The organism is Mangrovimonas sp. DI 80, assembly GCF_001975575.1.
Classification (GTDB): Bacteria; Bacteroidota; Bacteroidia; order Flavobacteriales; family Flavobacteriaceae; genus Mangrovimonas_A; species Mangrovimonas_A xylaniphaga.
Genome location: NZ_MSDT01000003.1, coordinates 39,952 through 63,827 on the forward strand (window position 1 = coordinate 39,952; position 23,876 = coordinate 63,827).

At 37.6% G+C, this 23,876-nt stretch carries 22 protein-coding genes; 18 read left to right on the forward strand and 4 right to left on the reverse strand.

The features are described from left to right. The first annotated feature begins 14 nt into the window (after positions 1-14). The 17 genes from BKM32_RS06460 (at position 15) to tsaB (ending at position 16,327) form a co-directional block, all read left to right on the forward strand. Positions 15-656 (forward strand): energy transducer TonB, encoded by a 642-nt coding sequence (locus BKM32_RS06460; protein WP_076663090.1) that lies wholly within the window; start codon positions 15-17, stop codon positions 654-656. Positions 657-767: 111 nt separating this feature from the next. Then, positions 768-2,879: a gliding motility protein RemB gene (locus BKM32_RS06465; RefSeq protein ID WP_076663091.1), complete on the forward strand. Its 2,112-nt coding sequence runs from the start codon at positions 768-770 to the stop codon at positions 2,877-2,879. 142 nt (positions 2,880-3,021) lie between these two features. Continuing rightward, positions 3,022-3,909, forward strand: a complete 888-nt coding sequence (cyoE, locus tag BKM32_RS06470; RefSeq protein WP_053978251.1) for a heme o synthase — start codon at positions 3,022-3,024, stop codon at positions 3,907-3,909. Continuing rightward, a complete protein-coding gene (locus tag BKM32_RS06475) occupies positions 3,910-4,491 on the forward strand; it encodes a cytochrome c oxidase subunit 3 (protein WP_053978126.1) in 582 nt (193 codons plus the stop codon). 137 nt (positions 4,492-4,628) lie between these two features. Continuing rightward, entirely contained in the window at positions 4,629-5,609 is a 981-nt protein-coding gene (locus BKM32_RS06480; RefSeq protein WP_053978127.1) for a cytochrome c oxidase subunit 3, read from the forward strand. A gap of 19 nt (positions 5,610-5,628) precedes the next feature. Beyond that, the gene (locus tag BKM32_RS06485) at positions 5,629-6,009 is read left to right on the forward strand and encodes a cytochrome C oxidase subunit IV family protein (protein WP_053978128.1); all 381 of its coding nucleotides are present in this window, start codon (positions 5,629-5,631) and stop codon (positions 6,007-6,009) included. Between the two features lie 69 nt (positions 6,010-6,078). Beyond that, on the forward strand, positions 6,079-6,795 hold the full coding sequence (locus BKM32_RS06490; RefSeq protein WP_076663092.1) for a hypothetical protein: 717 nt from the start codon (positions 6,079-6,081) through the stop codon (positions 6,793-6,795). Beyond that, on the forward strand, positions 6,785-7,534 hold the full coding sequence (locus BKM32_RS06495; protein WP_076663094.1) for an SCO family protein: 750 nt from the start codon (positions 6,785-6,787) through the stop codon (positions 7,532-7,534). The genes BKM32_RS06490 and BKM32_RS06495 overlap by 11 nt, the downstream gene beginning before the upstream one ends. 30 nt (positions 7,535-7,564) lie before the next feature. Continuing rightward, entirely contained in the window at positions 7,565-8,110 is a 546-nt protein-coding gene (locus tag BKM32_RS06500; RefSeq protein WP_076663095.1) for a DUF420 domain-containing protein, read from the forward strand. 2 nt (positions 8,111-8,112) lie between these two features. Then, the gene (locus BKM32_RS06505; protein ID WP_076663096.1) at positions 8,113-8,337 is read left to right on the forward strand and encodes a hypothetical protein; all 225 of its coding nucleotides are present in this window, start codon (positions 8,113-8,115) and stop codon (positions 8,335-8,337) included. A 132-nt stretch (positions 8,338-8,469) separates the two neighbouring features. Next, positions 8,470-9,171 carry an ABC transporter ATP-binding protein gene (locus tag BKM32_RS06510; RefSeq protein WP_053978133.1) on the forward strand — a complete coding sequence of 234 codons (702 nt, stop codon included), beginning with the start codon at positions 8,470-8,472 and terminating at the stop codon, positions 9,169-9,171. Continuing rightward, the gene (locus BKM32_RS06515) at positions 9,164-10,408 is read left to right on the forward strand and encodes an ABC transporter permease (RefSeq protein WP_076663097.1); all 1,245 of its coding nucleotides are present in this window, start codon (positions 9,164-9,166) and stop codon (positions 10,406-10,408) included. Before BKM32_RS06510 ends, BKM32_RS06515 begins: the two co-directional genes overlap by 8 nt. Position 10,409: 1 nt before the next feature. Beyond that, the gene (locus BKM32_RS06520; protein WP_076663098.1) at positions 10,410-11,669 is read left to right on the forward strand and encodes an ABC transporter permease; all 1,260 of its coding nucleotides are present in this window, start codon (positions 10,410-10,412) and stop codon (positions 11,667-11,669) included. A 44-nt stretch (positions 11,670-11,713) separates the two neighbouring features. After that, the gene (locus BKM32_RS06525) at positions 11,714-12,874 is read left to right on the forward strand and encodes an efflux RND transporter periplasmic adaptor subunit (protein WP_076663100.1); all 1,161 of its coding nucleotides are present in this window, start codon (positions 11,714-11,716) and stop codon (positions 12,872-12,874) included. 50 nt (positions 12,875-12,924) lie between these two features. Then, the gene (locus BKM32_RS06530; RefSeq protein ID WP_076663101.1) at positions 12,925-14,355 is read left to right on the forward strand and encodes a TolC family protein; all 1,431 of its coding nucleotides are present in this window, start codon (positions 12,925-12,927) and stop codon (positions 14,353-14,355) included. Positions 14,356-14,360: 5 nt separating this feature from the next. Next, positions 14,361-15,641: an efflux RND transporter periplasmic adaptor subunit gene (locus BKM32_RS06535; RefSeq protein ID WP_076663103.1), complete on the forward strand. Its 1,281-nt coding sequence runs from the start codon at positions 14,361-14,363 to the stop codon at positions 15,639-15,641. 14 nt (positions 15,642-15,655) lie between these two features. Beyond that, positions 15,656-16,327, forward strand: a complete 672-nt coding sequence (tsaB, locus tag BKM32_RS06540) for a tRNA (adenosine(37)-N6)-threonylcarbamoyltransferase complex dimerization subunit type 1 TsaB (protein WP_076663105.1) — start codon at positions 15,656-15,658, stop codon at positions 16,325-16,327. A 2-nt stretch (positions 16,328-16,329) separates the two neighbouring features. Here the strand turns inward: tsaB and BKM32_RS06545 are convergent, their stop codons facing one another. The 4 genes from BKM32_RS06545 to BKM32_RS06560 form a co-directional block, all read right to left on the reverse strand. After that, positions 16,330-17,142, reverse strand: coding sequence for a mechanosensitive ion channel family protein (locus tag BKM32_RS06545; protein ID WP_076663312.1), 813 nt, complete (start codon positions 17,140-17,142; stop codon positions 16,330-16,332). A 108-nt stretch (positions 17,143-17,250) separates the two neighbouring features. Further along, positions 17,251-19,287 (reverse strand): thioredoxin domain-containing protein, encoded by a 2,037-nt coding sequence (locus BKM32_RS06550; RefSeq protein WP_076663313.1) that lies wholly within the window; start codon positions 19,285-19,287, stop codon positions 17,251-17,253. A 140-nt stretch (positions 19,288-19,427) separates the two neighbouring features. Beyond that, positions 19,428-19,628: a dodecin family protein gene (locus tag BKM32_RS06555; protein WP_053978140.1), complete on the reverse strand. Its 201-nt coding sequence runs from the start codon at positions 19,626-19,628 to the stop codon at positions 19,428-19,430. Between the two features lie 123 nt (positions 19,629-19,751). Then, entirely contained in the window at positions 19,752-20,654 is a 903-nt protein-coding gene (locus BKM32_RS06560; protein WP_240472280.1) for a NifU family protein, read from the reverse strand. A 350-nt stretch (positions 20,655-21,004) separates the two neighbouring features. Between BKM32_RS06560 and BKM32_RS06570 the strand changes: the two genes are divergently transcribed. Further along, positions 21,005-23,875: a T9SS type B sorting domain-containing protein gene (locus BKM32_RS06570; RefSeq protein WP_171971848.1), complete on the forward strand. Its 2,871-nt coding sequence runs from the start codon at positions 21,005-21,007 to the stop codon at positions 23,873-23,875. The last annotated feature ends 1 nt before the right edge of the window (position 23,876 follow it).

The window sequence follows — 23,876 nt, forward strand, 5'->3', positions numbered from 1 at the left end:
ATGGTCTTTTTGAAATGGAATTTGAAACCAAGATTCCTAAGTATGAACAGGCTATGGTTGATGAGGAGGCACCGATTGAATTCGTGATGCAGAAATTTAAAGTTTATGAAGAACCTGTGCCACAAAAAGAGGAGAAGGCAAAAGTGAAATCTAAATTGATTACAGAACCTCCAAAAATAGTTGATGATTTTACTGTTGATCTTCCGGTTCAAAATGTTATAACTTCAAATCAGAACGTAAGTGATAAGATTGTGGATCCGGGAGCTATTGATGTAGTTAAGATTGATAAGGATATTCCTGTTCTTTTGGATTTTATTGAAGATGTTCCAGTATACCCTGGATGTGAAAAAGCTAAAGGAAATGATGCTCGAAAAAAATGTATGTCAGATAAAATTGCCAATTTGGTAAAAAGAAAATTTTCACCAGATATCGCAGGGGAATTAGGGATTCACGGCATGCAAAAGATTTATGTGGAATTTAAGAATTGTAAAACTGGAGAGGTTAAAGATGTCAGGGCTAGATCCCCTCATACAGAATTGGAGCATGAAGCCAAAAGAGTGATTAATAAAATACCTATTATGACTCCTGGAATGCAGCGAAACAAGCCTGTAGATGTTCTGTATTCTTTACCCATTATATTTGAGGTTAGAAATTAAATTGTTGTTGTTTTGTTTGTTCAACCGTTACTCTTTGTGGGGTAACGGTTTTTTAATGGGCTTTTTTTGAAAAAGTAGTATATTTCGGCCATCAAAGGCCGACCGAATTTTATGAAGCGCATCATTCTCTGTTTTTTTATGTTTTTCTGTGTATATGGATTTTCCCAAAATACAGAAAGCTATCAAAAATCCCCTGTTTTTCCTGGATGTGAAACTGAACCCATAGACAATCTCAAAGTTTGTTTCAACAATAAAATCAACCAGTATATTTTCGATAATTTTAGAGTTCCGGAAATAGTACAGGAAGAGAACTATCAAGGGGACATTAAAATTTTATTTGAAGTGGATGCTAAAGGGGCTTTCAAAGTATTGTATGTAGATGCAGTGTATGAAAGTTTAGAGGCTGAAGTGAAACGTGTATTTGGAGAACTTCCGAAAATTGCTCCTGGGACTTACAATGGCAATCCAACCTATTTTCAATATTCCATATCGGTAAAAATTCCTTTGGTCAATCCTCAGGAAATTTCTAATGAGGCTTATGCCCCGGCAGAAACGGTGCATAGCATCGCCGATTTAAATGAAACGGTTTCCAAAGAATATGATAGTATCAATAATGACATTGTACCCTACGAAAAGCTGGAATACAGCAGTCAGTTAAACATTCCTTTTAGGCATACCTATTATGCCCGTTTCGATGGACAAATGAATGTCTTGGGAACTAACAGCCATACGGCAGCTAAGCCTTTTGTGTATGCTGAGGTAGCTCCGTATTATGATTTTAAGGCTGAAAAGGAATTCATGGCCAAAGGAAGTGATGGCTGGTGGGGTAGAAAACTATGGGATGAGCATTTGGTTCAGGTACAGGGAAAGGACTATTGGTTTGTCATCGATCCTATTTTTGACCTACAAGTTGGAAAGGATACTGAGGCCGATTTCAATTCAACCTATAACAATACACGTGGATTGATTGTGCAAGGAGGTTTAGGGAAGACTTTAAACTTTTCAACTTCAGTGTATGAAAGTCAAGGGCGGTTTGCGCAATATTTTAATGATTATGCCGAAAGCTTAAAAGCTTTTGGTCCGGATCCCGCTATTGTTCCAGGAAGAGGTATTGGAAAGTCGTTTAAGGATGGTGGTTATGATTACCCTGTGGCCGAAGCTTACTTGTCCTATGCACCTGCAAAGTTTATTAATGTACAGTTTGGGCACGGAAAGAATTTTATAGGAGATGGGTATCGCTCCCTTTTTCAAGGGGATGCAGCAAGTCCGCATACCTTTTTTAAGTTGAATACCAAATTTTGGAAAATAAAGTATACCAATACTTGGATGTGGTTAAGGGATGTGCGTCCAGAGATTATTGAGGACAAATCCTTTTTGACCAAATACATGGCCAACCACTATTTGAGTTGGAATGTTTCCAAAAGATTGAACCTTGGTTTTTTTGAGTCTGTTTTGTGGACCGATACCAATGGACGTGGATTTGATATCAACTATCTTAACCCAATTATCTTTTTCAGGGCACTTGAATTCGAATCTGGTCAAGGAGCGGGAAATGCTATTGTAGGGGCTTCGGCAAAATATAAATGGAACAATAAGGTGAATCTTTACAGCCAGTTTATTCTGGACGAATTCTCCTTAGGAGCTGTGAAAGGCGGAAACAAAAGTTGGAAAAACAAGTTTGGTTATCAAATTGGGGTGAAATATTTCAACGCCTTCAAAGTAGATAATTTGTTACTGCAGTTGGAGTATAACAGAGTAAGACCTTATACATATTCCCACGATACCGTGGTGTTAAACTATGGCCATAACAACCAATCGATGGCCCACCTTTGGGGAGCCAATTTTAGTGAGCTTGTCATCATAGGTCGTTATAACTACAGACGTTGGTTTGCCGATGCGAAATTCATTATTGGAAAGCGTGGGTTCGATTACAATACCGAGGAAGACAGTTTTAGCTACGGAGCCGATATCTATCGTAATTACAATGAGCGTCCATTTGATACAGGTGTGGAAGTAGGGCAGGGGATTACAACCAATAGTTTCAATGCTGAATTGCAAACAGGATACATTATCAATCCAGTGAGTAATTTGAAGTTGTTCACCAATATTAGTTTTAGAAACTTCAATCCAGAAACCAATTCGGCGGATTTGGCCAATAGGGATACCTTTTGGTTTAGCTTAGGCGTGAGAACAGATTTGTTCAATTGGTATTACGATTTCTAAAATAAAATTGCTGTCCTAAAACCTTCCGATTACCCATTCTAAAGGCTTCAAAATAAACCAAAGAACGGCATTGTCCAATAAGAATTAATAAAGTATCTTTGCCCACGCAAAAATTACAGCGACAAATTTTACGGGTTTGAGTATTAAAAATTCTTCAGTTTCAATAAGTTCAGTATTTTCTGATTTTAAGGAAATCACTAAAATAAGACTTTCGGTTAGTGTTGTTTTTTCTTCCATAGCGGGGTACTTGTTGGGTGCCGAAAGTATAGAATTGACCACTTTGATACTTCTTGCCTTTGGCGGGTATTTTATGGTGGGAGCTTCCAATGCATTCAACCAGATTATTGAGCGCGATTTGGACGCCAAGATGGACCGTACCAAAAACAGACCGATTCCTGCGGGCCGTATGTCGGTAAACACGGGGTTTGCAATTGCGGTGTTGTTTACCATTTTGGGGATCATCACCTTATACATTATTAATCCAAGAACGGCCATGTATGGGGCCATTTCCATTTTTTTATACACCAGTGTTTACACGCCTTTAAAAACCAAAACACCATTGTCGGTTTTTGTTGGGGCCATTCCAGGAGCCATTCCGTTTATGTTGGGGTGGGTAGCTGCTAGAAATCACTTTGGAATTGAGCCAGGTACTTTATTTGCCTTGCAATTCTTTTGGCAGTTTCCACACTTTTGGGCTATTGGTTGGTTCTTGTTTGACGATTACAAAAAGGGAGGCTTTTTTATGTTGCCAACAGGAAAGCGCGATAAAGGAACTGCAGTGCAGATCATCATGTATTCCATCTGGACTATTTTGGTGTCGATCATTCCGGTGTTTGGATTTACAGGCGATTTAAAACTTTCGGTGGTAGCGGCAATTATTGTATTTCTGTTAGGAGGTCTAATGTTGTATTATGCCTTGGATCTATTTAAGAAAAGAACCGCCCAAGCTGCCAGACAGTTGATGTTGGCCAGTGTATCATACATTACTTTATTACAGATAGTATACGTTATAGACAAATTTTTGAGATAAATGGATTTAACCGAAGGAACCTTTCAAGAGAAAAACGCAAGAGCTAAAAAAATGATGCTATGGTTTGGTATCATTTCATTATTTATGTCTTTTGCAGGATTAACCAGTGCTGTAATTGTGAGTAAAAGTCGCCCCGATTGGCTGAATGATTTTCAGTTGCCAAGCGCTTTTATAGTGAGCACGGTGGTTATCGTGTTAAGTAGTATCTCTTTTATTTTAGCAAAGCGTGCCTTAAAACAGGACAATAGAAGTCTCGCGACTCTGTTTTTATGTTTGACATTTGTATTGGGTGTGGTGTTCATTTACAGTCAATTTTTAGGTTTTTCCCAAATTATTGGCTTGGGGTATAATTTTACAGGTCCTACCAGCAATGTTACCATGAGCTTTGTGTACATCATTGCCGCAGCTCATATTGCGCACGTAGTGGCTGGCTTACTTTCAATTTTGGTGGTAATTTATAACCATTTTAAACAGAAGTATTCTTCAAAGGAAATGCTAGGGGTAGAACTATCTGCAACTTTCTGGCATTTTGTAGATATCTTATGGATATTTCTATTTTTATTTTTAAATTATATAGGATAGTATATATTTGACTTTTATCCCGTTTTAGGAATTCCCTTTCTTTATCAAGCATTTGTTTTGAAAATATGAAAGCGAAGTTTCGTTAGATGGATAAAATGATTATTTTTGTGCAAATTTTAACAAAATAAACGCTTAATATGAATACTACAGTAGTGAATACTGGTACAGAAGGCAAAACTTGGGGAGGTGGAAATGAGCCTCTTAAGGCAAGTTATGGTAAAATGATGATGTGGTTTTTCATCGTTTCGGATGCTTTAACTTTTTCTGGATTTTTGGCAGCTTATGGATTTTCAAGATTCAAATTCATCGGAACTTGGCCTATAGCGGATGAGGTTTTTACCCACGTTCCGTTTTTACACGGGCAAGAATTGCCTATGATTTACGTTGCTTTCATGACCTTTGTTTTGATTATGTCTTCCGTGACTATGGTATTGGCTGTAGATGCAGGTCACCACATGAAGAAGTCTAAAGTGACTTTCTATATGTTCTTGACCATTATTGGTGGTTTGATCTTCGTTGGATCTCAAGCTTGGGAATGGGCTACCTTTATTCAAGGAGACTACGGTGCTGTGCAAACTAAAGGGGGAAACATTCTTCAATTTGTAAATGCTGAAGGAGAGCGTGTAGCATTGCGTGACTTTGTTGTGGCAGAACACTCTGAGCGTACAACTCATGAAAACAAAAACGGACTTTGGTTTGTTGGAGAATCTTCTTTACCTACCTATACTGTAGAAGAAGTAGTAAAAGGATTGGAGTCTCACAGTGATATTTTGGTAAGAACCCAAACACTTGATGAACACGGGCACAAGACAGTGTTGACAAGAGAGGAGTCTTTAAAAGCGCTTAAAACTAATGGTAAAATGGTGGTTGAAGGTGCTAACTTGCACGTAAATGAGTACGGATCACCGTTATTTGCTGATTTCTTCTTCTTTATTACTGGATTCCACGGTTTTCACGTATTCTCAGGAGTGGTACTTAACATCATTATTTTCTTCAATGTTATATTGGGAACTTATGAGAGAAGAGGAAGCTACGAAATGGTAGAGAAAGTTGGACTTTACTGGCACTTTGTAGATTTAGTTTGGGTATTTGTATTTACATTCTTCTACCTAGTTTAATTTAGATAAAATAGTTACAATGGCACACGCACATAAATTAGAGATTTTAAGAGGATTAGTTAAGTTTAAATCCAACACTCAAAAAATTTGGGGAGTATTGGTGTTACTTTCCATTATTACAGCTGTTGAAGTTGTTTTAGGTATCTATAAGCCAGAAATGTTTATGGGGAAAGTAATCGGGATGAAATTACTAAACTGGATTTTCATCATCTTGACACTTGTTAAGGCTTATTACATTACTTGGGACTTCATGCACATGAGAGATGAAACTTCAGGTTTGAGAAGAGCTGTGGTATGGACAGGGGTATTCTTGATTTGCTACTTAGCGTTCATTCTTTTAACCGAAGGTGATTATATTCAAGGTGTATATTCATCAGGGTATATCAAAAGTGATTTTTAAGAACGTTGCTTAACGTTAAATAGATACAAAAAAGGCGGTTATTCAACCGTCTTTTTTATTTTTGCACCCATGAAAAACAATCAAGTAAAGCGTAATCTGGTCTTAGGAATTCTCTTCTTGCTGCCAGTAATGTTTGTTCTGGTTTTATCGCTTTCAAACGATAATTACAATACTTTGGAAATCGTTCATGAGAATGTTCTGGATTTACCGCAAAGAAGCGATTCCGACATCCAATTGAAGGATCATTTAACAGTTTTGGGATTCTTTGGAAAGCATCCAAAGGAACAATCTACGCCAGCCTTAAACCTTAAGGAATTAATCTATGATAAATTCAAGGGATTTAAGAAGTTTCAAATTGTCATATTGGTAACGCCAGAGGCCAAAACTGAAGCAGAGGAATTGTTCAAGGAAATAGCCAGTTATGAAGACATGCGCTTTTGGCATTTTGTAACACTTGATGAAACCAGTATCCAAACTGTTTTCCAAAGTTTGAAATCGGATATGCAATTGAATGAAAACCTTTCTACGGAGCAAGTATTCATTGTAGATACCGATTTGAAACAACGTGGAAGGACTGACGATCGTGAAGATTGGGAAAAGAAAAAGAATTTAGCACCTTACCCGTTATACTCATACAGTGCCATTGAAGTTGCTGAGTTGAAAAATAAGTTAAGTGCCGAAGATTTACGAATTTTGTTTACAGAATACCGCGAGCGCCGAAAGGGGAACTACGATTCTACCCAAAGACGTGCAAACGATTTAAAAGAACATAGCGATGAGCAATAAAACAAACTATTCATACGTAGGGATTGCCTTTATCATTTTGGTTTTTGGTATCATTTTTGTTCCAAAAATTGTCGATAGGATTACAAATGAAGATATCACTAGAAACGAAAGTAGAAGTGATCAGGCCAATACCAAAGAGAAAGAGGTTGCAACTTCCGAATTGGCTTTTTTGAACATTAATGGGGAGCCTAAAAAAGTGCCAGATTTCAGTTTTGTCGATCAAAATGGAAATCAAATAACCAATAAGGATTATGAAGGAAAGGTGTATGTAGTGGAATTTTTCTTTACAACATGCCCATCCATATGTCCAAAAATGAACAAAAACTTGGTTCAGATTCAAAATGAATTCAAGGAATTTGCTGATTTTGGCGTAGCATCTTTTACCATCAATCCAGGGCACGATACTACAGAAGTTTTGAAGGTGTATGCCGATAATTATGGTATTACCAATCCTAACTGGCATTTAATGACAGGCGATAAGGATGCTATTTACGAGTTGGCGAATATTGGCTTCAACCTGTATACCGGGGAAAATGAAGAAGTAGCCGGTGGTTTTGAACATTCAGGGAATTTTGCCTTAATCGACAAAAATGGATTTATCCGTTCAAGAGTGGTTGCTGGAAATCCTTTGATTTTTTACAACGGGATAATTTCTGAAGCAGAACAAAAAGACGATGAAGGCCAAGAGCAGCAAATTACAATGCTTAAGGAAGACATTGCACAATTATTGCAGGAGTAAATAAATATAGCTATCAATTACGAAATAAATATGAGTAATCAACAAGTCTTGGAAGAGAAAAAATATAATAAGTGGATTGTTATTTTATCCGTAGCAATTCCGTTGGCTGTGGCGGCCCTTTTTGGTGTGAACCTACGAAAAATGGGCTTTGATGTTGAGCCTCTAACCTTTTTGCCTCCTATTTATGCAGCTATCAATGCCGTAACCGCTTTGGTTTTGGTATTGGCATTTTTGGCCATTAAAAATAAAAAGGTAAGCTTGCATGAAGGTTTAATGAAGTTTGCCATTATTCTTTCCGTACTGTTTTTGGTTATGTATGTAGCCTACCATATGACAAGTGATTCTACAAAATTTGGAGGGGAAGGAGCTATAGCTTATATCTACTATTTCATTTTGATAACCCATATTATTCTTTCAATAGTGATCATCCCTTTTGTGTTGATTACCTATGTTCGAGCTATTACCAATAATATTGAAAGGCATAAGAAAATAGCAAAAATCACGTTTCCTATGTGGATATATGTGGCTATTACTGGAGTTGTAGTATATATTATGATTTCACCTTATTACGCATAGTTATGAAGTCTAGATGGACCATCCTCTGTATCGCTTTTTTGTTGTCATTGAACTCTTTTGCACAATGTGCCATGTGTCGCGCTGTTTTGGAGAGTGAAGAGGGGCAATCGGCTGCAGAAGGTGTGAATAATGGGATTGTGTATCTAATGGCCATTCCGTATATTTTGATAGGAGGAATTGGAGTTATTATCTATTACAAGTTCTTTCGGGCAGAAAAATCAAAATAGTTCCATTTTACTGTAACATTTTTTAATCATTTCAGTCTTAATAGTATACCTAGTTAAGTAATTCTTAACAGTTTGTTAGTATAAAAGGTTTTAACTTTTATGTAACATTGTATAGGCTATAACTATCTATTTATGATTGAAATAAAGAATATTCACAAGTCTTACCATATGGGGAGCAATAGTCTCCATGTGTTGAAGGGAATTAACTTTAATGTAAAAGAAGGTGAGCTTGTTTCTATTATGGGCTCTTCTGGTTCTGGCAAGTCTACCTTATTAAATATTTTGGGCATGCTGGACGAAGCCGATTCCGGTGAATATGTTTTAGATGGTTTCCCTATTCAAAATCTCAACGAAAAAATAGCCGCAAAATACAGAAATGAATTCTTAGGCTTTATTTTTCAATCTTTCAACTTAATAAATTACAAAAGTGCTTTAGATAATGTGGCTTTGCCTTTATACTATCAAGGTATCAAGCGTAAGGAACGCATTGATAAGGCGAGGCATTATCTGGAAAAGGTGGGATTAGGGCCTTGGTCCAATCATTTGCCAAGTGAACTTTCAGGAGGGCAAAAGCAAAGGGTAGCCATTGCTAGAGCCTTGGCAAGTGACCCAAAGGTACTGTTGGCCGATGAGCCTACTGGAGCATTGGACACCGCGACTTCTTATGAAGTGATGGAATTGATCCAGGGAATTAACGATGAAGGCAAAACTATTTTGGTGGTGACCCATGAACATGATATTGCCAATATGACCAAGCGTATCGTGAATCTTAAGGATGGGGTAATTATTGATGATAGTTTAGTAGAACAAGTAAGGGCTTCTCAATATGTTTGATATTGAACGATGGCAGGAAATCTTTGAAACGCTACGAAAAAATAAACTTCGAACGTTTTTAACCGGGCTTTCGGTGGCCTCCGGTATTTTTATTCTTGTCATTTTGTTAGGCTTCAGTAAAGGCATCGAAAATGGAGTGACTTCACAATTTCAGCGGGATGCCACAAACATGATAACCGTTTGGACCAATAGAACTACAAAGGAATACAAAGGCCTTAACCCTGGTCGCTATGTCCAACTAAAGAACGGTGATTTTGATATGGTTTCTACCAAGTATAAGGATTACTTGGAGTACGAGTCATCGCTCCATGGAATGTGGGGGGTAACCATGACCTATGGAAACCAAACAGGAAGTTATCGGATAAGAGGAGTGATGCCCGACCATCAGTTTATTGAAAATGCAGATATTTTAAAAGGACGGTTTTTAAATCAGGCAGACCTTGATGAAGCCAAAAAGGTGGCCGTTATAGGGAACAAACTGAAACGGGACTTGTTTAAGGATGAGGATGCTATAGACAAGAACATCCTAATGTATGGCATGAATTTTAAGGTGATTGGTGTGTTTTCTGATCCAGGAGGAGATAGGGAAGAAGACCAGGCTTATATACCAATATCTACGTCTCAAAAGGTGTTTAACATTGGGGACAATATTCGAAACATGTTGTTCACAGTGGAGATGTCCGATAATTTCTCCGATGCGGTTACCTTATCGCAAAATATTTCCACAGAAATTGAATCTCAAATCAAGCAAATGCATACAGTAGCTCCAGATGATACTGGGGCGGTTAGAGTTTATAACACGCTTGAGGAAGCTAAAAAAATATATAAGCTTATTGATACTATCAAGGCGGTGTTTTGGTTTGTAGGGATTGGAACAATTATCGCAGGAATTGTGGGTGTTGGAAACATCATGCTCATTATTGTAAAAGAGCGTACCAAAGAGATTGGAATTAGAAAAGCCTTAGGCGCCTTGCCATGGTCCATAATCGGCATGATCATTCAGGAAGCTGTTTTTGTAACCATGTTTTCAGGATTATTTGGTTTGATATCTGGATTGGCATTATTGGAAGCCGTCGGCCCTCAAGTAGAAAGTGATTTTATAAAATATCCGCAAGTTGATTTCAACATTGCCATAACCACAGTGTTTATTTTAGTATTTGCAGGAGCATTGGCTGGATTTATTCCGGCATATAGAGCTGCAAAAATTAAGCCTATCGAGGCATTAAGGGACGAATAATATGTTTAATAAAGATCGTTGGGACGAAATATTACAGGCACTTGCCACCAATAAATTCAGAACCTTTTTAACGGCTTTCGGGGTTTTTTGGGGGATCTTTATATTGGTATTGTTGCTGGCTCTAACCAATGGACTAAAAAATGGGGTCACCGCCGATTTTGGCGACTTTGCCACTAATTCCATGTTTATGTGGACCCAAAGAACTTCCATCCCTTACAAGGGAATGCCCAAAGGACGAAACTTCAGTTATAAATTGGACGATGTAGAAGCGATCAAGGCTCAGGTGCCCAATCTAAAATATGTGTCTCCCAGAAATCAATTGGGGGGATTCATGGGGTCCAACAATGTTACAAGAGGAACCAAAACAGGAGCCTTTGAAATTTATGGCGATTATCCGGAGTATATTAATCAGCAGCCCATGGACATTCTACAAGGAAGGTTCATTAGCTATTCCGATATCAATACCAAACGTAAGGTGTGTGTCATTGGGACGGATGTTGTGAAAGGACTTTATGACAAAGGGGAGGAGGTTATGGGCTCTTATATCAAGATTAATGGTGTAAACTTTATGGTAGTTGGCACTTTTAAGATGAGCAACAGCCAAGGAGATCGCGAACAGGATGCCAATACCGTATACATTCCATTTACAACATTTGGAAATGCTTTCAATAGAGGGGATAATGTGGGGTGGATGGCTATTACAGCAGTTGATGATGTAACCATTACTTCTGTAAAACAACAAATATTCGATTTAATGAAATCGAGGCATAAAGTAGCTCCTGAGGATGATCGAGCCATTGGTCACTTTGATTTATCCGAACAGTTTGAACGTGTTAATGGCCTATTTACAATTTTAACCATTGTGGGATATTTTGTGGGGGCTTTGGTACTCATGTCTGGAATTATTGGAATCAGTAACATCATGCTCATTGTGGTTAAGGAACGAACCAAGGAGATAGGTGTGCGCAGAGCTTTGGGGGCAAGTCCATGGACAATTAAAGGACAAATCCTACAGGAAAGTTTGTTGTTGACCATTCTGTCTGGAATGGTGGGGATTTCCTTTTCCGCTTTCATGATTTGGCTACTGAATTACCTATTGGACAGTGGTGGCCCTGTAGAGAATTTTGCGAATCCAAGTGTAAACATGACCGTGGTGTTTACAGCATTGATCATATTGGTGGTATCTGGCTTGTTGGCAGGGTTGATACCTGCAAATAGCGCGACAAAAATGAAACCCGTTGATGCCTTGCGAATAGAATAAAAATGAAATACATCCTAACAAACCAAATTTAAATAGCAATACAGATGAGAAGGACAAAAACCGTAATTATTCTTGCCTTTATAGTTGTTGCATTTTCTGCAGCATTATATTATTTATGGCAAAAAAATCAGGAAGATCCTATAAAGTATACTACTGAGGTGCCTAGCGAACAAACCATTGTTGTGAAAACGGTGGCTACGGGTAGTATTGTGCCAAAGGAAGAAGTTCTAATAAAGCCAAATATTTCTGGAGTTATAGAAGAGATTTTTATAGAAGCAGGAGAATATGTAAAGTCGGGTGATTTGATAGCCCAAATTCGCGTCATTCCAAATGTGTCTTCTTTAACAAGTGCCAAAAACAGCATTGCAACTAACCAAACCGCATTGCAAACGGCACAAATTAATTTAGAAACCCAACAGGCAAATTACGATAGACAGAAAGCTTTGTTTGATAAAGGGGTGATTTCAGCTAATGATTTTGAAAGTATCAAAAATACTTATTTGCAAACGAAACAAAGTGTAGAGCAGGCCAGGATCAATTTAAACTCCGCTAAACAGAATTACGATATTATCAAAACAGGAACTACCAGTGGTTTGGGAAATATTGCGCAAACTCAGGTAAGAGCGACGGTTTCTGGGATGGTATTGGATGTGCCTGTGAAAGTGGGGAATCAAGTTATTGAAGCCAACAACTTTAACGAAGGGACCTCCATAGCTTCTTTGGCAGATGTCAAGAAAATGATATTTGAAGGAAAGGTTGATGAGAGCGAAGTTGGAAAAATTAAAGAAGGTTTGCCGTTGGAAATTACCGTTGGGGCTATCGAAAATAAAGAGTTTGATGCGGTCTTGGATTATATAGCTCCTAAAGGTGTGGAGGAAAATGGCGCCATTCAATTTGAAATAAAAGGAACACTTACCAAAATGGACACCACTTTCATTAGAGCTGGTTTGAGTGCCAACGCGGCCATTATTTTGGATAAGGCAGAAAAGGTGTTGGCCATTAAGGAAGCCTTGGTGCAATATGATAAAGAAACAAAATTACCTTACGTAGAAATTGAAACAGGAGACCAAAAGTTTGAGCGTAAAGATGTGGAGTTGGGCATTAGTGATGGTATATATGTTGAAGTAAAAAATGGTGTGACAAAAGATGATAAAATTAAGGTGTGGAATCAGCTACAGGGAGCGCCTCAATATGCTCAAAATTAATTCATGAATTTTGTAACACTTTAACATTTCCTCAGACTTATATATCGATTATGAAAACACAATTTTTCCTATTAATAGCACTTGTCTCCTTTGCATCCCAAGCCCAAGAAAAAAAGTGGACATTGATTGAATGTGTGGATTATGCTTTAGAGCATAATATTTCAATTCAACAATCCGAATTGGATTTGGAAGTCGCAGAAATAAACAAAAAAGATGCCTTTGGTAATTTTCTTCCAAGTTTAAATGCTTCCGCGTCGCATTCCTGGAATATTGGTCTTAACCAGAATATTACAACGGGTATTTTAGAAAACCTGACTACGCAATTTACCTCCTTTGGAGTATCCTCTTCGTTTGATATTTACGCAGGTTTGCAGAATCAGCGACAAATGCATCGTTCTAAGTTGGCAATTTTGGCTGGTGAGTACCAATTGGATAAAATGAAGGATGATATTTCTTTGTTTGTGGCCAATGCATTTTTGCAAATTTTATTCAATAAGGAGCAACTTAAAGTACTTCAGGCCCAAAACGTAATTACCCAAGAAAATTTACAGCGTACCCAAGAAATGGTAAACGCCGGGACTTTACCGGAAGGCGACCTTTTGGAGATCAAGGCTACAGATGCCACTCAAAAGCAGGAAATCATAGCAGCAGAAAATACACTGTTTATTTCCAAACTGAGTTTGGCGCAACTACTGCAGATAAAGGACTACCAGAATTTTGACATTGTTGATGAAAGTTATGATATCTTTGCAGAAGATATCCTATCGGAAAGTGCTTCTGACATTGTGGACAAGGCTAAAGAAGTGGTAAATGATGTGAAAATTGCCGAAACCAATACCGAAGTGGCCGAGTATGATTTGAAAATTTCTAGAGGGGCTTATCAGCCATCCTTGTCAGGATACTATGGGTATGATACCAGAGCATCGTATAGTGATATCATTGTTGGTTCAGAATTGGATCCCAATAATCCTTCAAGAATAATAGGCGTTGTGGAAGGGACTGGCCAAAATGTGTTGACGCCAAATTATGTGTCGGTTATTGGAGGTCCAAGAGATTTGTTTGACCAATTCAGTATTAATGATGGTCATAATTTAGGGTTGAGGTTGAACATTCCAATTTTTAATGGCTTTGCCGTAAGAAATAATGTGCAGCGCCAAATGGTAAATCTTGAAAGGGCCAAATACCAACAGGAACAGGCGGAATTGGATTTGGAAGCCAATGTATACCAAGCTTACAATGATGCCAAGAACGCTAAAAAGGCTTACGAGGCAGCACTTCAAACAGAGGAAGCAAGACAGTTGGCTTTTGAGTATTCTAAGGAACGTTACAATGTGGGATTGTCTAACGCTTTTGATTTTAACCAATCGCGTACCCAATATGAAAATTCGCAATCTGAAGTTATTAGAACAAAATACGATTACATATTTAAACTCAAAGTTCTGGAGTTCTATTTTGGAATTCCAATCACCCAAATTAATTAGATTTTATGAGTAAAAAAGGACTCATTGCTCTTCTCGCAATCATAGCTTTGGCCGTAGTTTTAATTTTAGGAAAAAAACTTGGCTGGTTTGGTAAGCAAGGGAATTTTAAAGTAGTAGAAACTCAAAAAATTGCCTTAATGGATATTGTGGAAACCGTTTCGGCAACAGGAAAAATCCAACCAGAAATAGAAGTGAAATTATCCAGTGAGGTTTCCGGAGAAATTATTGAGTTACCAATTGTAGAAGGTCAGCAAGTTAAAAAAGGCGACCTTTTGGTGCGTGTCAATCCAGATATTTATCAGTCTAATTTAAACCGATCGCAGGCAACCCTGCAAAATTCAAGAGCCGGTTTAAGTCAGGCAGAAGCGTCTTTGAAAGAGGCAAAGGCCAATTACGATAGAAACAAAGTGCTTTTCGAAAAAGGCATCATTTCAAAGTCCGATTGGGATAAGGCCATTTCAACATATGAAGTTGCTCAAGCCAGTAAGGAGTCAGCCTTTTTCAATGTGCAAAGTGCAGCCGCTACAGTGAATGAGTCGAGAGACAATTTAAATAGAACTACGATTTATGCCCCTATGAGCGGTACCATTTCAAGATTGGATGTAGAATTGGGAGAGCGTGTTGTTGGAACCCAACAAATGGCCGGTACCGAAATTATGAGAGTGGCCAATTTAAGCAATATGGAGGTTGAGGTTGATGTGAATGAAAATGATATTGTTAAAGTGCAAATTGGGGACTCTGCAATTGTGGAAGTAGATGCTTATCTGAAGAAGGAGTTTAGAGGCCTTGTTACTGAAATAGCCAATTCGGCTGAAGGTGATTTGACCGCAGACCAAGTGACCAATTTTAAGGTGAAGGTGAGAATTTTGGAAGAATCCTATAGTGATCTAACGGAAGGGAAGCCTGAGCATTATTCCCCTTTTAGACCAGGGATGACGGCCACGGTAGACATTATTACCACTACCAAAAATAAGGTTGTTGGGGTGCCAATTAGTGCTATTGTAATCAAAACGGATACAAGTTCAACGAAAGGTCCGGGTGCTCCAAAAATGGGAAGCAGTATTCTAGATGAAAAGTTTGAATGTGTTTTTGTTAGAAACAACGATGAGGCTAAGTTGAAAGTTGTAAAAACCGGTATTCAGGATGATTCTAATATTGAAATAGTTTCGGGACTTACAGAGGGAGAAGAAATCATTACCGGGCCATATAATATTGTTTCCAAAACATTAAAGCCTGGAGATAAAATTGAAATACAAACAGGAGAAGGTAAGCCTGTAGAAGAATAGTTTACCATAGAATTATGGCGTTGATTTTAAGTATAGAGACTACAACCACCAATTGTTCGGTGGCAATTTCCAAGAATGGGGAAACGTTGGTTTTAAAGGAAGATAATGGAGAAGGATATTCTCATGCCGAATCGCTGCACGTGTTTATTGATGAGGTAGTGAAATCTGCCAATATAAAACCTGCAGAATTGGATGCTATTGCAATCAGTAAAGGGCCTGGGTCTTATACTGGTTTGAGAATTGGGGTTTCTGCCGCTAAAGGCTTATGTTTTTCTTTGGATAAACCATTGATTTCGGTGTCTACTTTGGAAGCTTTGGCGAGGCAGGTAAACGCTGATGAAGGTGTTGTAATTCCAATGTTAGATGCCCGAAGATTAGAAGTGTATTCAGCTATTTTAGATAAAGATTACCAAGTTATTCGAGAAGTACAAGCCGAAATTTTGAATGCCGATTCCTATGCTGAATATTTGGAACAAGGACCTGTCTATTTTGTAGGGAATGGAGTTGCCAAAACAAAAGAATTGATTGCTCATCCAAACGCTGTTTTTGTGGAAGGGAAGTTGCCTTCTGCAAAAGAAATGGGAGCATTGGCTTATGATAAGCTCAAAAAAAACGACATCGAAGATGTCGCTTATTTTGAGCCTTTTTATTTGAAGGACTTTATCGCTTTAAAGCCCAAATCTTAAGTTTAGCCTTCTTTATGAATTTCCACACTGTGTGGGTAAGGAATTTCAATACCGGCAGCATCAAGCGCCTCTTTGGTGCTTTCCATAATGTCAAAGTATACTGTCCAGTAATCGTCGGTTTTACACCAAGGTCTTACAGCAAAATTCACCGAGCTATCCGCTAATTCCAAAACGGTAACAGATGGCGCCGGGTCTTTTAAAACCTTAGGGTGCGAAGTTAATTGCTTCATCAAGACTTCTTTGGTGGCTTTAATATCTGCATCATAGCTCACACCAAAAATTAAATCCACACGTCTTGTGCCTAAAGAAGTGTAATTGATGATGTTTCCATTGGATAAGGAACCATTCGGAATAATGATTTCCTTGTTAGAAAGCCCTGTTAGTTTGGTGGTGAAGATTTCAATTTCCTTTACAACTCCCATTTCACCTTGGGCTTCAATTAAATCGCCAATTTTGATTGGTTTGAAAATCATGATCAAAACTCCTCCAGCAAAATTTGCAAGCGATCCTTGAAGCGCCAAACCAACGGCCAAACCAGCCGCAGCTATAATGGCCGCAAAAGAAGTGGTTTCAACTCCAACGGTGCCTAAAACAACAATTATCAGAACTATTTTTAAGGCCCAATTCAGGAGGTTTAAAAGAAATTTCTTAAGACTGATGTCATAATCTCCCTTGTCCAAAATTTTCTTTGTGGTGTTGAATAATACTTTAATGACCCACGATCCAATAATCCAAATCGCGATGGCTCCAAGTACTTTTGGACCAAAATTTATAATTAAGTCATACCCCTTGTCTACCCATTTTTGTAGTTCCATGTTCATGTGTTTTAAATTAGTAATCAAATGTATGGATAATCCTTTAAAACAGAAAGCGTTAATCTACGCGTAACGGAAATTTAAAATTTACAGGAATGACCAGGTTCTTTACTTTGAAATCATTTTCAGGGCTTTGTCCGTTTCTGTTACGGGAAGTTGACAAGTATTGTTTTCGCAAACATAAACCATTGTTTTGTCTTTCAAATAGCGGTTTTTTAATAAAGGTGATTCTTTTGACGTAATGCTGCCGGCTATGAGTTTGTTTGGAATGTAAATTTCGTTGATTTCAGATAGTTTTTCATGTGCCTTTTTACCCACAACAACAACTTCATAATAGGGATTTGTATAATTGAGCATTAAGTCCAGCCAATTTGAAAATCCAGAACCATAAGTTGTCATTTCTTCTTGAACATTATTCAACATGGTGGTCACTGTTTTATGGTAATAGTCGTTATCGAAATAATGTGATAATTTGAATAGATTTTTGGCCATCACCGAATTGGATGATGGAATCACATTGTCACGATATTCTATATTTCGGGTCACCAAACTGGAATCTTCGTTAGAGGTGAAAAAGAACATGCTGCTTTGAGTGTCATAAAAATGATCTAGGGCATAATTGGAAAAATCCCTAGCCGAGTTGAGCCATTGATCTTCTAATGTGTTTTCGTATAAACTGATAAAGGCATCTATGGTAAGGGCGTAATCTTCCAAAAAGCCATTGATGGAACTATGGCCATTTTTGTAGTTGTGAAACAAGCCTCCATCTTCTTTTAATTGTTGCTGAAGAATGAAATTGGCATTAGCCTTTGCTATTTCAAGGCACTTTTGGTCTTTTAAAACTCTATAGGCATCTACATAACCCTTGAGCATGATGGCATTCCAAGACGTGAGTGTTTTGTCGTCCAATCGGGGACGTTCTCTCAAAGTCCTTGCTTTCAGTAAGGCTTGCTTCCAATGAAGTTTTTTTGAGTGAAGGTCTGCTTGGCTTAATTCATGTTTTGTGCAGAACTGTACCTCATCAAGTTTTCTTATCAATACATAATTGTCACCTTCCCAATGACCGTAATTGTTTACATTATAATACTCAGAAAATAAAGGAAAGTCCTCATTCAAAAGGTTTTTCAATTCTTCTTTGGTCCAAACATAGTAAGCACCTTCCTCCAAATGCCCTTGGGTATTATTGCTATCGGCATCCAAAGCAGACATAAACGCTCCCTCAGGCGTGGTGAGTTCTGTTTCAATAAAGTTTAGAGTTTCAATTATAATGTCTTTGTAGAGGTCGTTTTTGGTGAGTAGGTAAGCATCGGAATAGAGACTTACCAATTGGCCATTGTCATAAAGCATTTTTTCAAAGTGGGGGACATGCCATTTGTCGTCCACCGAATATCTGGAAAAGCCGCCACCTATTTGGTCAAAGATGCCACCATAGGCCATTTGCGTTAAAGTAAGGTTGACAAAATCAAGGAGAGATGTATTATTGGTTTGATGGGCGTATCGCAACAAAAAATGATAGTTATTGGGCATCATGAATTTTGGAGCTCTTTTCAGGCCTCCATTTTCATAATCGAAAGACTGGGACCATTCCGAAACAATACTGTCAATGTGTGTTAACTTGAAATTAGGAGTCTCTTTATTGATTGCCACTAGATTCATGGATTTGAGCCCTTTTTCCAATTGATCTGCATAATTGTAGAGTTGCTCTGGCTGTTCCTGGAATAGTTTGGAAATTTGTGAAAGGGCACTCATCCATTGTTCCTTTTTAAAATAGGTGCCTCCCCAAACAGGTCTGCCATCGGGAAGCGTAACCACATTCATGGGCCATCCGCCGCTTCCGGTCATTAGTTGTACCGCATCCATATACACTTGATCCACATCGGGACGCTCTTCGCGGTCTACCTTTATGCTGATGTAGTTGGCATTCATCACTTCGGCAACTTTTTCGTCTTCAAAACTTTCGTGTTCCATGACATGGCACCAATGGCAGGCTGAATAACCTACGCTTATGATCATTAGTTTGTTGCCATCTTTGGCTAGTTGAAGGGTTTTGTCATTCCAAGGTTTCCAATCAACAGGATTGTGGGCGTGCTGAAGAAGGTAGGGACTTGTTTCGTGAATGAGATCGTTGGTGAATTGGTGTGTCATGGTTTTGGGAGATTGACCGTTGCAGCTGATTAATGAAATAAAAAGAATGGTGATCAGGTACCTCATATTTCAAAAGTAATGAAATTGCCACAAAAAAAAAGCGCTCCTAAAATGAGCGCCTTTTGTTCGGGATGTAAGCGTTAATCAACTTCAAAGGTAATTTTTACATTCACTCTGTATTCGGTGATTTCATCGCCTTCTACAACAGCACTGTGCGAATGCACAAATACAGATTTGATATTTTTAATGGTTTTGGCAGCATGTTTCACTGCTGATTTTGCTGCGGCTTCCCAACCTTTATCAGAGTTGGCTAAAACTTCTATAACTTTTAAAACGGCCATAATGAGTAACTTTAAATGGTTAAAAATAAACGATGTATAAAGTTACAAATTATATAGGCGAATTTTTGCGTTTTGGATACTGAAAATCAATTTAAATAAATGGTTTTCAGTGTGTTGCATATGCTATCCGTTAATTGCTTCAACTGTTTGAACTTTGTCTTTAAGCATTTCCCTTAACATGTTTTCTATACCATTTTTTAAGGTGAATGTTGAAGACGGGCAGCCGCTGCAAGCCCCTTGAAGGATAACTTTAACCGTTTTTGTATCTGAATTATAAGATTCAAATTGGATATTACCTCCGTCACTAGCCACTGCGGGTTTTACATATTCTTCTAAAATATTGATGATTTCCTTGGAAGTATCATCAAGAGCTTCAAAATTGGCATCCAATTGTTCCTGTGTTTTTTCTAAAACCACATTGGCATTTGAAGCAACAATTTCTTTTCCATTTTCAATATAAGATCTAATGAATTCCCTTAGTTCCATGGTAATGTCATTCCATTCGGCAATGTCGTATTTGCTGATGGATACATAATTTTCATCAATGAACACATTTTTTACAAATGGGAAATGGAACAGTTCTGAAGCCAAAGGAGAAAGTTTGGCCTCATCAATTGAAGAGAATTCAAAAGTTGCAGTTACCAATTTTTTGTTGGCAACAAATTTCATCACCGATGGGTTTGGGGTGCTTTCAGCATACACAGTTACTGGAACTTTTTTTGAAGGGGTCGCTTCTTCAATGACTATGCCGTCAGCGTTGAGATAGTCTTGAATTTGTGTGGCAACTTCTTCTTGAACATCGGCCCATTCTACAATGTTGTAGCGTTCCACTGCAATAAAATTACCAGAGATGTAAACCTTTTTTACAAATGGTAAATAGAATAATTGTTGCGCCAACGGAGAAGGTTTGGCTTCATCAATATTATTAAATTCAAAGCTTTGATGTTGGGTTAAAAACGTATCGGCTTCAAATTTGATAATGGATGGGTTGCTAGTAGCTTGTATTTTGATTGTTATATTTTTCACGGGAATTATTTTTTGCAAAAATACTAAAAGCATTTGGTACGATAATGAAAATGTCTAGTATATAAGTGGTTATTTTTAAACCGCCCATAGTTTGACTTTATTTCAAATTAGTCCCGCCTTTTAATCAATTTTTCTTATTTTTCGCATTTATTAAAAAGCCCTTTTCATGAACCAAAGCCTCATTATTTTTTTTTTGTATTTTTCTGAAAATTAGTGGTTTTCGTTCTTTGTGTATGTTAGATTGTTTTTTAATAAGTTTCCAATTGTTAATTAAGGAAAGTATTTTAAAGATTTCGTTAGTGGATATTTGCAACATTATGAAGAAAATTTACTTAGCTCTAACATTATTGGTGTCACCTAGTGTTTTTTCCGAAAATGTTTGTGAGGTAAATCAGCATTTTGACCTTGATGAGTCTGTATTTTTTTCCGAAAAAGACACAGAAACTACTTATAACTGGATTTTTGAAAAAGGGAACACTCTGGAAGGTGAAGATTTTACTTGTGCAAATCCTGGTTTGGCAACCTTTGCTTCTGTGATAAGTGTAAAGAATGTTTCTGCTGAACAATGTTATAAAATTCAGGAAGTTCCTCTAAATGTTACTAGTACTAATTTAATTGTAGACAAGACAACTTACACTGTTGAAGAATTGGTTACAGATGTTCTGATTGATAATCCTTGTGTAGAAGTATTCAATGTCTCTTATTCTACGGGGACTAATTTTAATAATCCTAATGGTATTGGCTATTTTTCAGGCGGGCAAGGCTTCCCTTTTTCGGAAGGAATTCTTCTAATGTCAGGTGATGTGAGTTTGGCGGAAGGTCCAAATAATAAGCAAATAGCTAGTGGGGGGTATGATTGGCTTGGGGATGTTGATTTAGATGACGTTGCAGGAATCAGTTCTCATAATGCAAGCATTATTGAATTTGATTTTATTCCAATTGCAGATACCATTAGTTTTAACTTTTTAATGGCTTCAGAAGAATATGGGAGTAACCATGGATATGAATGTGATTATTCAGACGCATTTGCTTTTTTATTAACGGATTCTAGTGGAACAACTGAAAATTTAGCTGTAATACCAGGAACTTCTACACCGGTTTCAGTGACTAATGTTCGTCCAGCTAGTGAAAATTGCCCTGCCGTTAACGAAGAGTATTTTGGCGGTCTTACTGGTGTAAACGAGCCTCCAATTGCTTTTGATGGAAGAACAAAGGTATTTACTGCACAGTCTATGGTAAATTCAGGAGAAGTATATCATATTAAATTAGTAATTGCAGATGGAGCGGATACCTCATTGGATTCTGGGGTATTCTTACAGGCTGGAAGTTTTAACTTAGGAGGGGATTTAGGAGAAGACATTACAATTGAAGCTAGAAATACAGTTTGTGAGGGTGAGATTATTACTTTGGATACAAATGTTTCGTCTGTAATTCACACTTGGTATAGGAATGGAGAGGTTATTGAAGGAGAAACATCATCAAATTTAAATGTTACGGAAAATGCTGAATATTCGGTAGATATTAAATTCTCGACTAGTTGTGTAGTCACAGATTCTATTATTGTAGAATTTTACCCTTTCCCAGAGGTTCAGGGGGTCCAAAATCTAAGAGATTGTGCTGCTACTTCAATCGCTGATTTTGATTTAACGATAAATACTCCCTTGATTTTGGGAACCCAAAATACTGACGATTTTAATATAGAATACTATACTAAAGTTGAAGATGCATATAACGGTGAGGGGCTCATTGAAAATCCTGAAAAATATACAGCAGTAGATGGACAAACTATTTTTGTTAGGATTGAAGATGTGTATTCTGAAACTTGTTTTATTGTAAGTGAGTTTTCAATTTCAATAGGGAAACCGGTGGCAAATCAAGTTTTGGATATAGAGATTTGCGATGATAATGCTAATGATGGTTTTGAACTATTTAATTTGGAAGAGCAAACAGGTGGTATATTAGGAGAACAATCGAATGAATTATCGGTTACCTATTATGCAAGCAATTCTGACGCAGATGAAGGTGTGAGACAATTAACCAGTCCATATCTAAATGTGAGTAATCCCCAAATAATTTATGCTAAGATTGAAGATGAAAGCTATCAAGGATGTTTTGATGTGACTAGTTTTCAGTTGATAGTTACATCTATTCCAAATGATATAGAGCCAATATTTTATGAACTATGTGATGATAATTTGGAAGAGGATGGTGATCCTTCAAATGATAAGATTCAGTTTGATTTATCCTTTTTAGATTCTCAGATATTGAATGGGCAGAGTCCTGTAGATTTCGAGGTCACTTATTATGAAACAGAGGAAAAAGCAGAGAATGGTTTAGAATCCTTACCAAATTTATATGAAAATAGGGCCAATCCACAAGTGATTTATGCTAGGGTAAAGAGTAGAATAGCTGAAGCAAATTCAATTTGTTATGAAATTGGAGAGATTACTATCCAAGTAAATTCATTACCAAATTCAGGCCTTAAAGATCGTTATGTATTGTGTTCTCAAACTGATGATTCTGAATATATAGAACAGCCAATTCTAGATACAGGGCTTTCGGAATCAGAGTATCTTTTTGTTTGGTATTTTAATGACCAGGAGATTTTAGGAGCTACCAGTCCTTACTATGTGCCTAATGAAGAAGGGAAATTTAGTGTAACAGTGATTAATATTGCCGACTCAGATGAGACAATGTGTGAGTATACTTATACTGCGGAAGTTGTTGAAAGTGCTCCTCCTGTATTGAATGCGAAGGTAATCACTGAAGCTTTCGCAGAGAATTCTGTTGTTCAAGCGATAGCCTATGGAATAGGTAATTATGAGTATAGCTTGGATGATGGTTCCTGGCAGACAACAGGGGTATTTTATAATGTTTCTTGGGGTGAGCACACTGTAATAGCTAGAGATGTACTTGGCTGTGGAGAAGCTAGTGTAACAATAAATATACTGGATTATCCGTTGTTTTTTACACCTAACGGAGACGGATATAATGACACTTGGAACATTGTTGGATTTAGTGGTCAAACTACCACTAAAATTTATATATTTGACGGGTTTGGAAAATTGATCAAGCAAATTAGTCCTTCGGGAGACGGATGGGATGGTACCTACAATGGATCTCCTATGCCGACAAACGATTATTGGTTCTTAGTAGAGTACCTAGAGTCATCAACAGGACAAAACAAGAAGTTTAAAGCCCATTTTACCTTGAAAAGATAGA

Excerpts from the sequence above, each read along its gene's own strand:
- BKM32_RS06460 (WP_076663090.1), top strand. The coding sequence starts at position 15 with ATGGAATTTGAAACCAAGATTCCTAAGTATGAACAGGCTATGGTTGAT.
- BKM32_RS06465 (WP_076663091.1), top strand. The coding sequence starts at position 768 with ATGAAGCGCATCATTCTCTGTTTTTTTATGTTTTTCTGTGTATATGGA.
- BKM32_RS06475 (WP_053978126.1), top strand. The coding sequence starts at position 3,910 with ATGGATTTAACCGAAGGAACCTTTCAAGAGAAAAACGCAAGAGCTAAA.
- BKM32_RS06480 (WP_053978127.1), top strand. The coding sequence starts at position 4,629 with ATGAATACTACAGTAGTGAATACTGGTACAGAAGGCAAAACTTGGGGA.
- BKM32_RS06485 (WP_053978128.1), top strand. The coding sequence starts at position 5,629 with ATGGCACACGCACATAAATTAGAGATTTTAAGAGGATTAGTTAAGTTT.
- BKM32_RS06490 (WP_076663092.1), top strand. The coding sequence starts at position 6,079 with ATGAAAAACAATCAAGTAAAGCGTAATCTGGTCTTAGGAATTCTCTTC.
- BKM32_RS06495 (WP_076663094.1), top strand. The coding sequence starts at position 6,785 with ATGAGCAATAAAACAAACTATTCATACGTAGGGATTGCCTTTATCATT.
- BKM32_RS06500 (WP_076663095.1), top strand. The coding sequence starts at position 7,565 with ATGAGTAATCAACAAGTCTTGGAAGAGAAAAAATATAATAAGTGGATT.
- BKM32_RS06505 (WP_076663096.1), top strand. The coding sequence starts at position 8,113 with ATGAAGTCTAGATGGACCATCCTCTGTATCGCTTTTTTGTTGTCATTG.
- BKM32_RS06510 (WP_053978133.1), top strand. The coding sequence starts at position 8,470 with ATGATTGAAATAAAGAATATTCACAAGTCTTACCATATGGGGAGCAAT.
- BKM32_RS06515 (WP_076663097.1), top strand. The coding sequence starts at position 9,164 with ATGTTTGATATTGAACGATGGCAGGAAATCTTTGAAACGCTACGAAAA.
- BKM32_RS06520 (WP_076663098.1), top strand. The coding sequence starts at position 10,410 with ATGTTTAATAAAGATCGTTGGGACGAAATATTACAGGCACTTGCCACC.
- BKM32_RS06525 (WP_076663100.1), top strand. The coding sequence starts at position 11,714 with ATGAGAAGGACAAAAACCGTAATTATTCTTGCCTTTATAGTTGTTGCA.
- BKM32_RS06530 (WP_076663101.1), top strand. The coding sequence starts at position 12,925 with ATGAAAACACAATTTTTCCTATTAATAGCACTTGTCTCCTTTGCATCC.
- BKM32_RS06535 (WP_076663103.1), top strand. The coding sequence starts at position 14,361 with ATGAGTAAAAAAGGACTCATTGCTCTTCTCGCAATCATAGCTTTGGCC.
- tsaB (WP_076663105.1), top strand. The coding sequence starts at position 15,656 with ATGGCGTTGATTTTAAGTATAGAGACTACAACCACCAATTGTTCGGTG.
- BKM32_RS06545 (WP_076663312.1), bottom strand. The coding sequence starts at position 17,142 with ATGGAACTACAAAAATGGGTAGACAAGGGGTATGACTTAATTATAAAT.
- BKM32_RS06550 (WP_076663313.1), bottom strand. The coding sequence starts at position 19,287 with ATGACACACCAATTCACCAACGATCTCATTCACGAAACAAGTCCCTAC.
- BKM32_RS06555 (WP_053978140.1), bottom strand. The coding sequence starts at position 19,628 with ATGGCCGTTTTAAAAGTTATAGAAGTTTTAGCCAACTCTGATAAAGGT.